This is a genomic window from Streptomyces sp. NPDC037242, from assembly GCF_055604165.1.
Genome location: NZ_JBVJUY010000005.1, coordinates 232,728 through 244,273 on the forward strand (window position 1 = coordinate 232,728; position 11,546 = coordinate 244,273).

Annotated in this window: 14 protein-coding genes; 5 read left to right on the plus strand and 9 right to left on the minus strand. The window is 74.4% G+C overall.

Annotated features, from left to right (window positions below):
* Positions 1–7 precede the first annotated feature (7 nt).
* Together ACZ7GJ_RS09215 and ACZ7GJ_RS09220 are read left to right on the plus strand one after the other, a co-directional pair.
* Positions 8–367 carry a VOC family protein gene (locus ACZ7GJ_RS09215; RefSeq protein ID WP_470750513.1) on the plus strand — a complete coding sequence of 120 codons (360 nt, stop codon included), beginning with the start codon at positions 8–10 and terminating at the stop codon, positions 365–367.
* A complete protein-coding gene (locus tag ACZ7GJ_RS09220) occupies positions 364–831 on the plus strand; it encodes a pyridoxamine 5'-phosphate oxidase family protein (RefSeq protein ID WP_470750514.1) in 468 nt (155 codons plus the stop codon). The genes ACZ7GJ_RS09215 and ACZ7GJ_RS09220 overlap by 4 nt, the downstream gene beginning before the upstream one ends.
* A 135-nt stretch (positions 832–966) precedes the next feature.
* Here the strand turns inward: ACZ7GJ_RS09220 and ACZ7GJ_RS09225 are convergent, their stop codons facing one another.
* The 6 genes from ACZ7GJ_RS09225 to ACZ7GJ_RS09250 all read right to left on the minus strand — a co-directional run bounded on the left by ACZ7GJ_RS09225 (position 967) and on the right by ACZ7GJ_RS09250 (position 5,984).
* The gene (locus ACZ7GJ_RS09225; protein WP_470750515.1) at positions 967–1,359 is read right to left on the minus strand and encodes a hypothetical protein; all 393 of its coding nucleotides are present in this window, start codon (positions 1,357–1,359) and stop codon (positions 967–969) included.
* On the minus strand, positions 1,356–1,937 hold the full coding sequence (locus ACZ7GJ_RS09230) for a hypothetical protein (RefSeq protein WP_470750516.1): 582 nt from the start codon (positions 1,935–1,937) through the stop codon (positions 1,356–1,358). Before ACZ7GJ_RS09230 ends, ACZ7GJ_RS09225 begins: the two co-directional genes overlap by 4 nt.
* 191 nt (positions 1,938–2,128) lie before the next feature.
* Complete coding sequence (locus tag ACZ7GJ_RS09235) at positions 2,129–2,845, minus strand: ANTAR domain-containing protein (RefSeq protein ID WP_470750517.1); 717 nt, start codon at positions 2,843–2,845, stop codon at positions 2,129–2,131.
* 18 nt (positions 2,846–2,863) lie between these two features.
* Positions 2,864–3,601, minus strand: coding sequence for an ANTAR domain-containing protein (locus ACZ7GJ_RS09240; RefSeq protein WP_470750518.1), 738 nt, complete (start codon positions 3,599–3,601; stop codon positions 2,864–2,866).
* Positions 3,595–4,263 carry a hypothetical protein gene (locus ACZ7GJ_RS09245; protein ID WP_470750519.1) on the minus strand — a complete coding sequence of 223 codons (669 nt, stop codon included), beginning with the start codon at positions 4,261–4,263 and terminating at the stop codon, positions 3,595–3,597. The genes ACZ7GJ_RS09240 and ACZ7GJ_RS09245 overlap by 7 nt, the downstream gene beginning before the upstream one ends.
* Before the next feature lie 563 nt (positions 4,264–4,826).
* Positions 4,827–5,984: a carboxylate-amine ligase gene (locus ACZ7GJ_RS09250; protein ID WP_470750520.1), complete on the minus strand. Its 1,158-nt coding sequence runs from the start codon at positions 5,982–5,984 to the stop codon at positions 4,827–4,829.
* A 232-nt stretch (positions 5,985–6,216) separates the two neighbouring features.
* Here ACZ7GJ_RS09250 and ACZ7GJ_RS09255 point away from each other — a divergent pair, with 232 nt between their 5' ends.
* Positions 6,217–7,491: an MFS transporter gene (locus ACZ7GJ_RS09255; protein ID WP_470750521.1), complete on the plus strand. Its 1,275-nt coding sequence runs from the start codon at positions 6,217–6,219 to the stop codon at positions 7,489–7,491.
* Between the two features lie 48 nt (positions 7,492–7,539).
* Here the strand turns inward: ACZ7GJ_RS09255 and ACZ7GJ_RS09260 are convergent, their stop codons facing one another.
* Positions 7,540–7,917 (minus strand): cupin domain-containing protein, encoded by a 378-nt coding sequence (locus ACZ7GJ_RS09260; protein WP_470750522.1) that lies wholly within the window; start codon positions 7,915–7,917, stop codon positions 7,540–7,542.
* A 48-nt stretch (positions 7,918–7,965) separates the two neighbouring features.
* On the opposite strand from ACZ7GJ_RS09260, the gene ACZ7GJ_RS09265 reads away from it, so the two are divergent.
* Entirely contained in the window at positions 7,966–8,832 is an 867-nt protein-coding gene (locus ACZ7GJ_RS09265; protein ID WP_470750523.1) for a helix-turn-helix transcriptional regulator, read from the plus strand.
* Between the two features lie 73 nt (positions 8,833–8,905).
* Here ACZ7GJ_RS09265 and ACZ7GJ_RS09270 read toward each other — a convergent pair whose 3' ends face one another.
* Both ACZ7GJ_RS09270 and ACZ7GJ_RS09275 read right to left on the minus strand, forming a co-directional pair.
* Positions 8,906–10,249 (minus strand): carboxyl transferase domain-containing protein, encoded by a 1,344-nt coding sequence (locus ACZ7GJ_RS09270; protein ID WP_470750524.1) that lies wholly within the window; start codon positions 10,247–10,249, stop codon positions 8,906–8,908.
* A 143-nt stretch (positions 10,250–10,392) separates the two neighbouring features.
* Complete coding sequence (locus tag ACZ7GJ_RS09275; protein WP_470750525.1) at positions 10,393–11,025, minus strand: LysE family transporter; 633 nt, start codon at positions 11,023–11,025, stop codon at positions 10,393–10,395.
* Between the two features lie 69 nt (positions 11,026–11,094).
* On the opposite strand from ACZ7GJ_RS09275, the gene ACZ7GJ_RS09280 reads away from it, so the two are divergent.
* Positions 11,095–11,535: an Lrp/AsnC family transcriptional regulator gene (locus ACZ7GJ_RS09280; protein WP_365927932.1), complete on the plus strand. Its 441-nt coding sequence runs from the start codon at positions 11,095–11,097 to the stop codon at positions 11,533–11,535.
* Positions 11,536–11,546: the final 11 nt, after the last annotated feature.

Here is an 11,546-nt window from a genome sequence, read left to right on the forward strand (position 1 = left end):
AGTGACCATGACCACCAGCTCTTCCACCCAGGGGATCAAGACCGTGCTGCACCCCGTGTCCGACCTGGCGAAGGCCAAGGCCGTGTACGCCGCCCTGCTCGGCGTCGCGCCGCAGACCGACACGCCGTACTACGTCGGCTTCGAGGCCGGGGGCCAGCACATCGGGCTGGTGCCGAACGGCGGACCGCAGGCCCTGAGCGCGTCGCTGGCCTACTGGCACGTCCCGGACATCGAGGCGAAGGTGGCCGAGCTGACCGCCGCGGGCGCCTCCGTGGGCCAGCCCGCGCAGGACGTCGGCGGCGGCCGGCTGGTGGCCACCGTCACCGACCTCGACGGCAACGTCCTCGGCCTGATCCAGGACCGATGAGCGGCGAGCCGACGGGTGACGCGCCCCGTCCCCGCGAACGGCGCATGCGCGACACCGAGCACCGGCTCACCCATGACGTCGACGTCTGGGTGGCCAGTGCCTCGGCGGACGGCGTGCCGTACCTGGTGCCGCTGTCCTTCGACTGGGACGGCGAGGCGCTGCTGGTGGCCACCCCGGCGGACAGCCCGACCGGCCGGAACCTGGCCGCCACCCGGGCCGCCCGCCTGGCGCTGGGCCACACCCGCGACGTGTCCATGATCGAGGGCGAGGTCGAGGTCCTGGAGATCGACGCGCTGCCGCGGGAGCGGGGCGACCGGTTCGCCGCACGCACCGGCTTCGACCCGCGCGCGTCCGCGACCCCGTACCGCTGGTTCCGCATCACGCCGCGCCGCGTCCAGGCCTGGCGCGAGGTGAACGAGCTTCCCGGCCGCGAACTGGTGCGGGACGGCCGCCGGCTGGTCTGAGGGCCGTACGTCCGTGCCGTCGGCTCGCGGAGGACCCGAACACCGCTGGGGACCGCCGCGACGGCGGAAGCGGTCAGGCCGGCGGGGACGGCCCATCGGGGAGGCGGGCCGTCCCCGCCGGCTGTCAGGGGGTGGTCACATGCGCAGCAGCCGCAGGGTGAGCTCCCGGTACTGGCGCAGTGCCTGCCGTAGGGCTTCGGTCTCCGCCTCCGTGCCGTCGGGCACGTTCTGACGGGCCTTGGCGAGCACGTGCCTGCGTTCCACGAGTGCGGCCGTCAGGTGCGTGGTGGCTTCGGCGAAGGCGGTGTCGGCCTCCTCCACCGCCTGGCGCGGGCTCCGGACGAAGGTGTGGAGGGCGTGCTGGAGGCGCAGGGTCAACTCGTCCCGGTCGCTCTGCGCGAGCAGCGGCACCGGGACGAGGGTGCCCGTGGGGACCTCGGCGTGCGGGGGACCCCCGCGCGGGTCGCGCCGTCCCGGGGCCGGGCTCCCGGCCGGGGACTGCCGGGCGCGGTCCTGGTCGTACGTCATCGCGTGCCGCTTCCCTTCGTGTGGTGGCGCTGCGTGCGGTGCCGGCCGGAGTCGGCCGGGAGTTCCGCGACCAGGGCGTCGAAGAGGCCCCGGGCCTCGACCATGACCATGCGCATCTCCTCGGTGCTGCTTCGGCCGGGTGCCGCCTCGTGCACGTTGCGGTAGCCGTCGACGTGGCTCGCGTGGTGGACGGAGATGGCGGCGAGCTGCTCTTCGAACACCTCGGCGCCGGGGAAGCCCCGGTCCGTGGCCAGCCGGGTCAGCAGGGCGTCGGCCTCGGCGACCGACTCCCGCGGGGAGTCGACGAACCGCTGTTGGATCCCGGCCCATTGGGCCGTGTACTGCTCGCGGCTCGCGGAGGACAGCGGCCGCTGCCTGGCGGAGCCGTGCCGCTTCATGCGCTCGCCGAGTTCCCGGTCCGCCGCCTTGGTGTCGCCTTTGTGCCGGGCCACGAGACGGTCGTACTCGGGGCCGAAGCGCTGTTTGAGCCCCCGCGCGCGCCGCCCCGTGCCGAATACGGCCAACAGGACGGCCGCCAGCGCGATGACGGCCGCAGCGATGATCATGAGCTTGGGCATGGCCGGGACCTCCAGCGGTCACAGGGATGGTGCCTGCGTTCCGCGAGGTCCGGGCGAAGCGGAGGCGGAGGGCCAGGCCGGAGGTTTCCGGGGTGGTGCTGCCCAACGCCATCGCGGCCAGTCAACGCCCGGGGAGGCGACCTGTCAATGGGCACTTGTCGTACGTGAGTTGGTTTGCGCCGCACGGACGGTCACGTGACCAGGCCGGTGAGGGGTTCGGTGCCGTCGATGAAGGCGCGTGCCAGGTCGGACAACCGCCGGTTGTTCGCCCGGGCGTAGCTCCGCAGCGCGGTGAAGGCCTGTTCCATGTCGATGCCCTGCCGTTCGGCGAGCTTGCCCTTCGCCTGTTCGATCAGCACCCGGCTGTTCAACGCGTTCTGCAACTGCTCGTTGAGCATGCCGGCCCGATGGGAGGAGCGCTGCTGCAGGAGGCTGATGGTGGCGACGTCGGCCAGGGCCTGGGCGATGGGTGTGGCGGTCGGGTCGAAGGGCCCCGGCATGGTGCGGAACAGGTTGAGCGCGCCGACGACCTCGTCCCGCAGGCGCATCGGCAGGGCCTGGACCGCCGAGTACCCGGTGCGGTGGGCCTGTGCGACGAACCGCGGCCAGCGGGCGCTCTCCGTGCTCAGGTCGGGGACGGTGACGGGCACGCCGGTGTGGAAGCATTCCAGGCACGGACCTTCGTCGCTCTGGAGCTGGAAGAGTTCGAGCAGGCGGACCTGCTCGTCAGAGGCGGCCATCACGCGCAGTTCACCGTTCTGGTCCGCGAGGAGCACTCCGGCCGCGCTCACGCCGAGCATGCCGACGCAGCGGTCGGTCAGCATGCGCAGGAAGTCGATCAGGTCGAAGTCCGCGACCAGGTTGTCCGCCAGTTCGACGAACGTCTTGGCCAGGAGCTGCTGGTTCATCGTGCACACCCTCCGTTGTCAGGCTTCGTCGGTGAGGCTCGGATCCTCATCGGTGCCCGGGGCGAACCGGAGCCGGTGGGCCACCACGTCGGCGGCCACCTCGGCGAGCCGGCGTCCGTGGGCGTACGCGTAGGAGCGCAGGCGGACGAACGCCTCCTCGATGCCCACGCCCAGCTGGACGGTGAGCATGCCGGTGGCCTGGTCGATCTCGGCCCGACGGCCGCCCAGGTCGTCCGGCGGACCGTCCGCCCGTCCGGCGCGGGTGCCGAGGAGGACGAGCGTCGCGGTGTCGGCGAGCGCCATGGCGTCGGCCAGCTCCTCGAAGTCCAGCTCGACCGGCACTCCGGAGTAGAGGTCCAGGACTCCGGGGCAGATCGCACCGATCTGGAGGGGGAACGCGAACACGGCCACCGCGCCGGCAGCAGTGGCCTCGAACGCGAACACGGGCCAACGGCGCCGCTCCGCGGCAGCCCGGAGATCGGGTGCCAGGACGGCCGACCCGAGGGCGAAGGCATCCACACAGGGGCCTTCGCCCAGGGTGAGTTGGAGCTCTTCGAGCCGCTCACTCACGATGTCGGTGCTGCACAGCGGATGGCAGGCGGTGGTCCGGGACATCGCCGACACGCCGGCCCCGCCGATCGGCAGCACGGCCACCGCGGCGGTGCACACATCCACCACCCCGACCCGTCTACCGCGGAGAGCCGCCTCCTCGGCCACCAGCACCCGGATCCTGGCGATCCGGGCACCCGTCACCACTCGGGCCGCTGGGTACGGGCATCGTGCTCCAGCCCGTCCGCGGGGCCCGTCCGCTTCCCGAGGGGCAGGACGAGCGCCTGCAACAGCACCGTACCGGGCGGCCGGTGGACCTCGCCGATCCCGCGCCACCCCCAGGACCGGAAGGCCGTCAGGGTCCTGACCTCGTCCTCGGGCACCAAGGTGGCGCCGAGCGAGGCGTGGTGGTCGTCCAGCAGCCGCTCCTGCAGCCGTCGGCCGATGGGGAGGACCTGCTGGTGCGGGTGGACGACGACCTCGGTGATGGCGAAGACGTGGCCGGAGGCGGTGAGCTGTTCGACGGCCTGGGGGAGCGGTCCGAGGAACCCGCGCCACCAGGAGCCGTCCCGCCGCAGGGGGAAGCCGAAGGCGCAGCCGGCCACGGTGGCCCTCTCCGCGACGAGCATGGCGAAGCCGGGCCGCCGGACATCGGCGGTGAGGCGGCGCAGGAAGGCCTCCCGGTTGCGGTACTCCGCACCGGCCGCCGAGTGGGAGGACTCCACGTACAGGTCTGCCAGGTCCTCCTTCATTCCCTCGGCCTGCCAGCGGTTGAGCCGCCGCAGGCGGACCGTGGCCATGGCGTCCCCGGGGTGGGGCGCGCGGCGGCCGTCCTGCTGCGGGCCGCGTCGCGGCCAGGTGTCCGTCACAGCACACCGCCCGGGGCGGCGGTGATACCGGTGAGCCGGACCGGCACGGGTGGCCGGTGGTGGTGCGGTCGCGGGCCCCGCGCCGGCGGGGCGTGCGGGGTACGGAGCGTGTGCGATGCGGGAATACGCATGGGGCGCCTCGGTTCGGGACCGGCCGGGAAGCGCCGTCGGGTGCCGGACGTCCCGGCCCTTCGCGGCTCTTCCGGTGCGGGTGTACGTGCGCAGCGGGCGCAGGCCGGTCCGGTACCTGTGTTCCAGGATGGGAGACGGGCCCCGCCCTCGGACGCGTCGGACGCCCGGACGACGGGTCCGGGCCGTGACGCGGACAGCAGTGGCAGGCAACGCGCCGTCGGGGTCTGGAACGTCGACGTTCTGTCCGCAGGATAGCCCCGTGCCGGGGCCAGTGGAGCGGCGCAAGCAGGCCGTTCGTGGCCGGTAGCCGACCGGCGCGTGGGCGCTCCGGTGTGCGCCCCCGGCACGAACTCCCGCGCGCCCCGCCGCGGGCCGCAGGTGCGCGGACGGCCGCACCTGCGGGTTCAGCGTGTTCCGGTTCCCCTCGCGCGCTAGAAGTTCTCCGTCTCGTCCGCCAAGTGCCGCAGTACGTCGGTCAGGTCCCCGCGGCGGGCGAACGCCGTGCGCTGGCGGTGGGCGCCCGAGCCGTCGCGGAGCAGGCCCGCCAGGGTCCCGGCGGCGTGGTCGAGGTCGCCCGCGGAAGCCAGTGCCGGGGCCACCAGGTCCAGTAACGCCTCCGCCAGGTCCGCCGCGGGGAGCTCGGCGCCCGTGTACGGGTCGAGCCCGAAGCCCTCCAGGCCGTCATGGGCCGCACGCCACCGCGCGAGCCGCAGTACGTCCTCCCGCAGGGCGGGCTCGGGACGCTGCTCGGCGATCTCGCGCAGTGCCGTCGCCACCAGGGCGCGGGCCAACTCCGCCTGCAGGATGGCCGTGTCGATGTACGGGGACATGTCCGGCGCCCGCAGCTCCAGCGTCGGCCAGTTCCCGGACGGGCGGAGGTCCCAGTAGACCATCTTCGTGTCCAGGGCCGCCCCGGAGCCGAGCAGGGTCTGCACCGAGCGCCGGAAGTGCGCCGTGGACGTGAAGTGCGGGGGCAGGCCCGCGGAGGGCCAGCCCGACCAGGCCATCGCCCGCCAGCTGGCGTGGCCGGTGTCGCGGCCGTTCCAGAAGGGCGAGTTGGCCGCCAGCGCGATCAGCGTGGGCAGCCATGGTCTGACCCGGTTGGACACCGCGACCGCGGTATCCACGTCCAGCGTGCCGATGTGGATGTGGCGGCCGCAGCTGACGAGGGTGTCGGTGAGCGCGCCGAAGCGGCGGTGCTGCTCGCGCTGGCGAGGCTCGTCGTCGGTCAGGTGCAGCGGCCCCTCCACGGCGTGGACGGGCGAGGGCGCGGCCAGGAGCCGGCAGCCGTGGGCGCGGGCCGCCTGGGCGAGGGTGCGCCGCAGGCCGGCGAGCTCTCTGCGCAGGGTCACCGCGGAGTCGGCCACCGGGGTGGAGATCTCCACCTGGTAGCGAGTGCCCTCGGGGTGCAGTTCGTGGGGGAGTCCGGCGGCCGTGGCGAGGACGTGCGGGGCGGCCGGGACCACTCGGAGGGTGCGGGTGTCGACGAGGAGGAACTCCTCCTCGACCCCGACCGTGAGCGGGACCGTACCGGGCGTCGAACTCGTGCCTGAACTCGTGCTCGTGGTGCTGGTGCCAGGTTTGATCACTACGCCTCCCTGGACATACGAGTCTTTTCATCATGAGCTGAACACCAGGGGAGGAGCGCACGTCGATTCGGTCAAATGTCCGGTGATAGTGGCGGGTTAGCGGCAAGAGCGACCCCGTCCCGGGACGGCAGGTCCGGGTGGGGCGGCTGTTGCGCGCGAGCCCGGACCGGGGAAAAAACCCTGCCCGGCTCCGAGGGACCGCTGGTTATCATCCGCTGTGAACCGTACGAGCGTGCCCACCCGCCCCCCGAGGCGAATACTCGCCGACATCACGCCGCTGAAATCCTCCCCGGACTTCCGTCGGCTGTGGGTCGGCGCCACCATCTCCCGGCTCGGCCAGGCGATGAGCGCCCTCGCCATCTCGCTCCAGGTCTACGCCATCACGGGGTCCAGCTTCTCCGTCGGACTCGTCGGACTCTTCTCGCTCGTCCCGCTCATCGCCCTCGGCCTGTACGGCGGGGCCATCGCCGACACCGTCGACCGGCGCACGCTCGGGCTCTACAGCTCCCTGGGCCTGGCCGCCCTCTCGATCGCGCTGGCCGCCGCCGCGCTGCTCGACTACCACCGGGTCTGGCTCCTGTACACGGTCGTCGCGCTCCAGGCGGCGTGCGGGGCGCTCAACGGCCCGGCCCGGGCCGCGATGATCCCGCGGCTGATAGCGCCCGAGCAGCTTCCCGCCGCCAACGCGCTCAACTCGGCGGCCATGACCTTCGGGATGATGACCGGTCCGGCGCTCGGCGGCCTCATCGTCGGCTGGTGGGGCTACCAAGCGGCGTACCTGATCGACGCGGTGACCTTCTGCGCCTCCCTCTACGCGATGTGGCGGCTGCCGTCGATGCGGCCCGAGCGGGGGGCCGGGTCGCCCGGTGAGCCCGGGGCGCCGGGGAAGCGCGGCCGGGCCTCCGTGCTCGACGGCCTGCGCTTCCTCGGGAGCCGGCCCAACATCCGGATGAACTTCTTCAGCGACCTGGCCGCCATGGTGCTGGCCCAGCCGAAGGCGCTGTTCCCGGCCATCGCGGTGCTCTGGTACGGCGGCGACGCCAAGACCGTCGGCCTGCTGGTGACCGCGCCAGCCGTCGGGGCGCTGCTGGGCGGGCTGCTCTCCGGCTGGCAGGGGCGCGTCCACCGGCACGGGCTGGCGATCCTGCTCTCCGTCGCCGGGTGGGGGCTGGCCATCGCCGCCTTCGGGCTGACCCGCAACCTCTGGCTCGGGCTGTTCTTCCTCGCCCTCGCCGGGTGCGCGGACAGCGTGTCGATGGTGTTCCGCTCCACGATGATGCAGGCCGCGACCCCCGACGACATGCGCGGCCGGCTCCAGGGGGTCTTCATCGTGGTCGTCGCGGGCGGGCCCCGGCTCGGGGACTTCCTCGCCGGGACCGCCGCCGACCTCTTCTCCCCGGCCGTGGCGATCACGGGCGGCGGGGTCGGGTGTGTGCTGGTGCTCGGGCTGCTGGCCGCGCGGTGGCGCGGGTTCGCCCGGTACGACGCGCGGTCGCCACAGCCCTGAGCCCTGAGCCCCGAGCCCTGAGCCCCGAGCCCCGAGCCTGGGCCGGGCTCAGGCGTCGACCGGCTCCCGGGTGCGGTCGCCGCCCGCGTCGCCCGTGTTCGGCGTGCCGGCCGGCTCGAACAGCAGGATCGCCGCCTCCGCGTCGGCCTGCGGGCAGTGCTCCACCCCGCGCGGGACGACGTAGATCTCCCCGGGGGCCAGGACCACGTCCCCGTCGCGGAGGCGGATGGTGAGGCTGCCGGAGACCACGAGGAAGAGCTCGTCGGTGTCCTCGTGGGTGTGCCAGACGAACTCGCCCTGGAGCTTGGCGATCTTGACCTCGTAGTCGTTGACGCGGGCGATGCGTCGGGGCGCCCACTGCTCGTCGAACTCGGACAGCTTCCGCGCGATGTTCACCGGGACGTTCACTGGCTGGTGTGTGGTCATGGGTCCAGGCTTCCCGGTGCGCCGCCGCCGGTCTTGTACGTTCCTGACATGGCCGCGATACGTCCGTCCAGCACCGTCTCCGCCTGGCAGCCACCGGTGCCGGGCATCGCCGAGGTGTTCCACGCCCGCTTCACCGAGCACGCGTACCCCGCCCACGTCCACGACACCTGGGCGCTGATGATCCTGGACGGCGGCCGGGTGGACTTCGGCCTCGACCGGGAGCGGCACGGCCTGGGCGTGTCCGACACCGTGGTGCTGCTGCCGCCCGGGGTGGTCCACGACGGCCGGACCGTCACGGAGGCCGGCTTCCGCAAGCGGGTGCTCTACCTCGACACCTCCGTACTGCCCGAGGCCCTGACCGGGGCGGCCGTGGACACACCGCTGCTGGCCGACGCCGCGCTGCGCGACCGCGTCCACGGGCTGCACCGGGCGCTGGGCCCGCCCGACCTGCCCGCCGGGGCGGTGGACCTGCTGGAGGCGCAGTCGCGGCTCGCCTTCGTACGGGAACGGCTGCGCGGCCGGCTGGCCGGGCGCGGCCCGGGCCACGAGACCCTTTCGTACGGGGGCCCGGACACGCGGACCGCCACCCGACTGCGCGAGCTGCTCGATGCGCGGGTAGTCGGCGGGATCACCCTCCAGGAGGCGTGCGCCGTACTGGGACACGCCCATCCGACCCACCTGATCCGCAGCTTCCGGCAGGCGTTCGGGCTGCCGCCGCACGCGTACCTGACCGGGCGGCGGGTGGCGGTGGCCCGGCGGCTTCTCCTGGCCGGGACGGAGCCGGCGCAGGCGGCGACGGAGGCCGGGTTCTACGACCAGGCCCACCTGACGCGGCACTTCCGGCGGCACGTGGGAACCGGCCCGGGGCACTTCGCCCGGTCCGCCCGTTCCGCCCGTTCCGCCCGGGCCCCCTAGGCCGTGTCGTCAAAGTCCCGTCTGGCCGGCGGGGCCGCCCTTCGGGCGGCCGACGCCACTTTGACGACACTCCCTAGGCCTTCGGCCCCACCACGCCGCGGGCCACCCCCAGGGCCACCAGGTCCTGGGGGCGGATGCGGAGCTGGTCCGCCGTCGCCGGGGCGGCTTCCGCGGGGCGCTTGAGGATCGCCGCCGCCAACTCCGGGGCGATGACCGAGAAGTAGCTGTCCGGGGTGACCCAGGTGTTCCCCGGGGCGGCCAGGGCGAGGGCCCCGCCCGAGCCGCCCTCGCCGATGAGGAGGGTGGTCACGGGGACCGCGGCCGCCGCGACGGCCGCGAAGGTGTCGGCGATGGCGGCGCCCGCGCCCGCGTGTTCGGCGGCCGCGTCGTTGGCCGCGCCCGGGGTGTCGACCAGGGTGAGGACGGGGATGCCGAGCCGGTCCGCGAGGCGGATCACCCGGGCCGCGGTCCGGTAGCCCGCCGGGCGGGTCGCGGTGCCGCACTGGGCGGCGTAGGCCACGGCCCGGCCCTCCCGCAGCCCGAACCCGCACAGCATTCCGGGGTCCGTGCCGCCCGCGCGGTCGCCGGAGAGCGGCAGGCGCAGCTCGAAGTACGCGTCGAGGTACGCCCCGGCATGCGGCCGCCCGGGCTGCCGGGTCTGCCGGACGGCGTCCCAGCCGGTCGCGGGCGGCGCCACATCGGCCAGCGCGGCCGGCGGCTCGACGGGCCCGGCGGCGCGGGGCGCGGCCAGGACGCGGAGCCAGTCCGCCAGGGCCCCGGGCATGTCCGCGGCGGGCACGACGGCGTCCACGTGCCCGGCCGCGTACTGCCCCTCGGCGGTGTAGGCCGCCGGATCCGCGTCGGCCGGCCGCACCCGGGAGCCGGCGAAGCCGACTTGGGCTCCGGGGAGCGCGAGGACGACGTCGGCCCCGGCCCCGAGGGTGGCCCAGCCGCCGCCGGTGGTGGGGTCGCGGAGCACGGCGAGCTGCGGGAGTCCGGCGGCCCGCGTCAGGACGCACTGGCGGGCCACGCGCTGGAGCTGGGTCAGTGCGAGCATGCCCTCCTGCATCCGGGAGCCGCCGGTGGCGATCAGGGAGACGAGGGGGAGGCGCTGCTCGCGGGCGTGCGCGTACGCGGCTTCGAGCCGGTCGCCGGTGCGTTCGCCGAGGGAGCCGCCGAGGAAGCCGAACTCGAAGGAGATCACGGTGGCCCGGCGGCCGCCGAGCAGGGCCGTGCCGGTGACCACGGACTCCCGCTCGCCGGTCCGCGCGGCGGCGCGCTCGCGGGAGTCGTCGTACCCGCTCCAGCCGAGGGGCCCGTCGGGGGCGGATTCCCTGTGCGGCGCGGGGAGTTCGGTGAAACTCCCGGGGTCGGTCACGGAGGCGATGGCCGCGCGGGCCGAGAGGCGGGTCGTCACGCAGTCACCCTAGGCGGTGACGGGGCCGCGGGCCTGTCTCTTGGATCACACCTGGCCCGCAAGTCGACCGGCCTTCGCGGGACTTGCCGCGCGTTCGACGGCGGCGCGCGGCGCTGGGGCGGCCTACGGCAACCTACGGCGCCCTACGGCAACGGGAAGGCGATCTTCACGGCGTAGGCGGCGACCAGCCCGTACCCGAGGCGGAAGGTCCAGGTGCGGGCGGTGGCGGAGATCCGGCCGGCCGCGACGGCGCCGACGGCCACCAGCGCCTGCTGCCAGAGCAGTGAGGCGAGGCCGACGCCGACGAGGAAGGCGGCTCCGGCGCCGCCGCCGCGCAGGCTCGCGCCCTGGGCGGTGGTGAGCGCGGCGAAGTAGAGCGCGGTGGTGGGGTTGACCGCCGTCAGGCCGACGTACTTGGCGAACGTCCGCCACGGCCCGGGGGCCGCGCCGGGCGCCACCGGCGCGCCGGTGGCAGCCGGGTCCGGGGTGCGGGAGGCGAGGAGGCCGTGGGCGGCGATGGCCAGGAGGACCGCCGCCGAGGCGAGGCGTACCCAGGCCTCGACCGGGGAGACGTGCGAGGCGACCCAGGGGCCCAGGGCGGTGGCCAGGGCCGCGTAGCCGAGGTCCACGGTCGCGATGCCCGCCGCCGCGGCCACCGCCGTGCGGCGGCCGCGCATCGCCTCCTGGAGCAGCAGCACGCTCATCGCGCCCATGGGCATCGCCACGCCCAGGCCGGCGGCGGCGCCGGCCAGGGCCGGTGTCAGCAGTTCGTTCATGGGGCGAGGGTCCCCGTCGGGGCCCGGGGAACGGGCGCGATTAACGGCGCCGGCTGCGAGAATCCCGGTATGGACGGCCTCGACAGGGAAATCCTCGGGATCCTGCAGCAGGATGCGCGGATCTCGTACCGGGATCTGGGCGTCCGCGTGGGGCTCAGCGCCAATGCCACCGCGGACCGGGTACGCCGGATGCGGCGCGACGGCGTGATCCGCGGGTTCACCGTCGTGGTGGATCCCGCCGCGGACACCAGGGGCGGGCTGGTCGTCTTCATCGACCTCACCCTCCGCCAGGACACCACCAACGAGGAGTTCGAGCAGCGGGTCGCCAAGCTGCCGGGCATCACCGAGGTGGTGCACGTGACGGGGGAGTACGACTACCTCGTACGGGCCCGGGCGGCCGACCCGGCGGCGCTCGACTCCCTGCTGCGCCGGCTCAAGCGCGAGGCCGGGGTGGCCCAGTCCAGCACGCGGATCGCCCTGCGGGCCGCCACCCGGCCGGGCCAGCCCTGACCCGGGCCGCC

Excerpts from the sequence above, each read along its gene's own strand:
- ACZ7GJ_RS09265 (WP_470750523.1), top strand. The coding sequence starts at position 7,966 with ATGGCCGCGATACGTCCGTCCAGCACCGTCTCCGCCTGGCAGCCACCG.
- ACZ7GJ_RS09225 (WP_470750515.1), bottom strand. The coding sequence starts at position 1,359 with ATGACGTACGACCAGGACCGCGCCCGGCAGTCCCCGGCCGGGAGCCCG.
- ACZ7GJ_RS09280 (WP_365927932.1), top strand. The coding sequence starts at position 11,095 with ATGGACGGCCTCGACAGGGAAATCCTCGGGATCCTGCAGCAGGATGCG.
- ACZ7GJ_RS09235 (WP_470750517.1), bottom strand. The coding sequence starts at position 2,845 with ATGAACCAGCAGCTCCTGGCCAAGACGTTCGTCGAACTGGCGGACAAC.
- ACZ7GJ_RS09215 (WP_470750513.1), top strand. The coding sequence starts at position 8 with ATGACCACCAGCTCTTCCACCCAGGGGATCAAGACCGTGCTGCACCCC.
- ACZ7GJ_RS09260 (WP_470750522.1), bottom strand. The coding sequence starts at position 7,917 with ATGACCACACACCAGCCAGTGAACGTCCCGGTGAACATCGCGCGGAAG.
- ACZ7GJ_RS09275 (WP_470750525.1), bottom strand. The coding sequence starts at position 11,025 with ATGAACGAACTGCTGACACCGGCCCTGGCCGGCGCCGCCGCCGGCCTG.
- ACZ7GJ_RS09220 (WP_470750514.1), top strand. The coding sequence starts at position 364 with ATGAGCGGCGAGCCGACGGGTGACGCGCCCCGTCCCCGCGAACGGCGC.
- ACZ7GJ_RS09230 (WP_470750516.1), bottom strand. The coding sequence starts at position 1,937 with ATGCCCAAGCTCATGATCATCGCTGCGGCCGTCATCGCGCTGGCGGCC.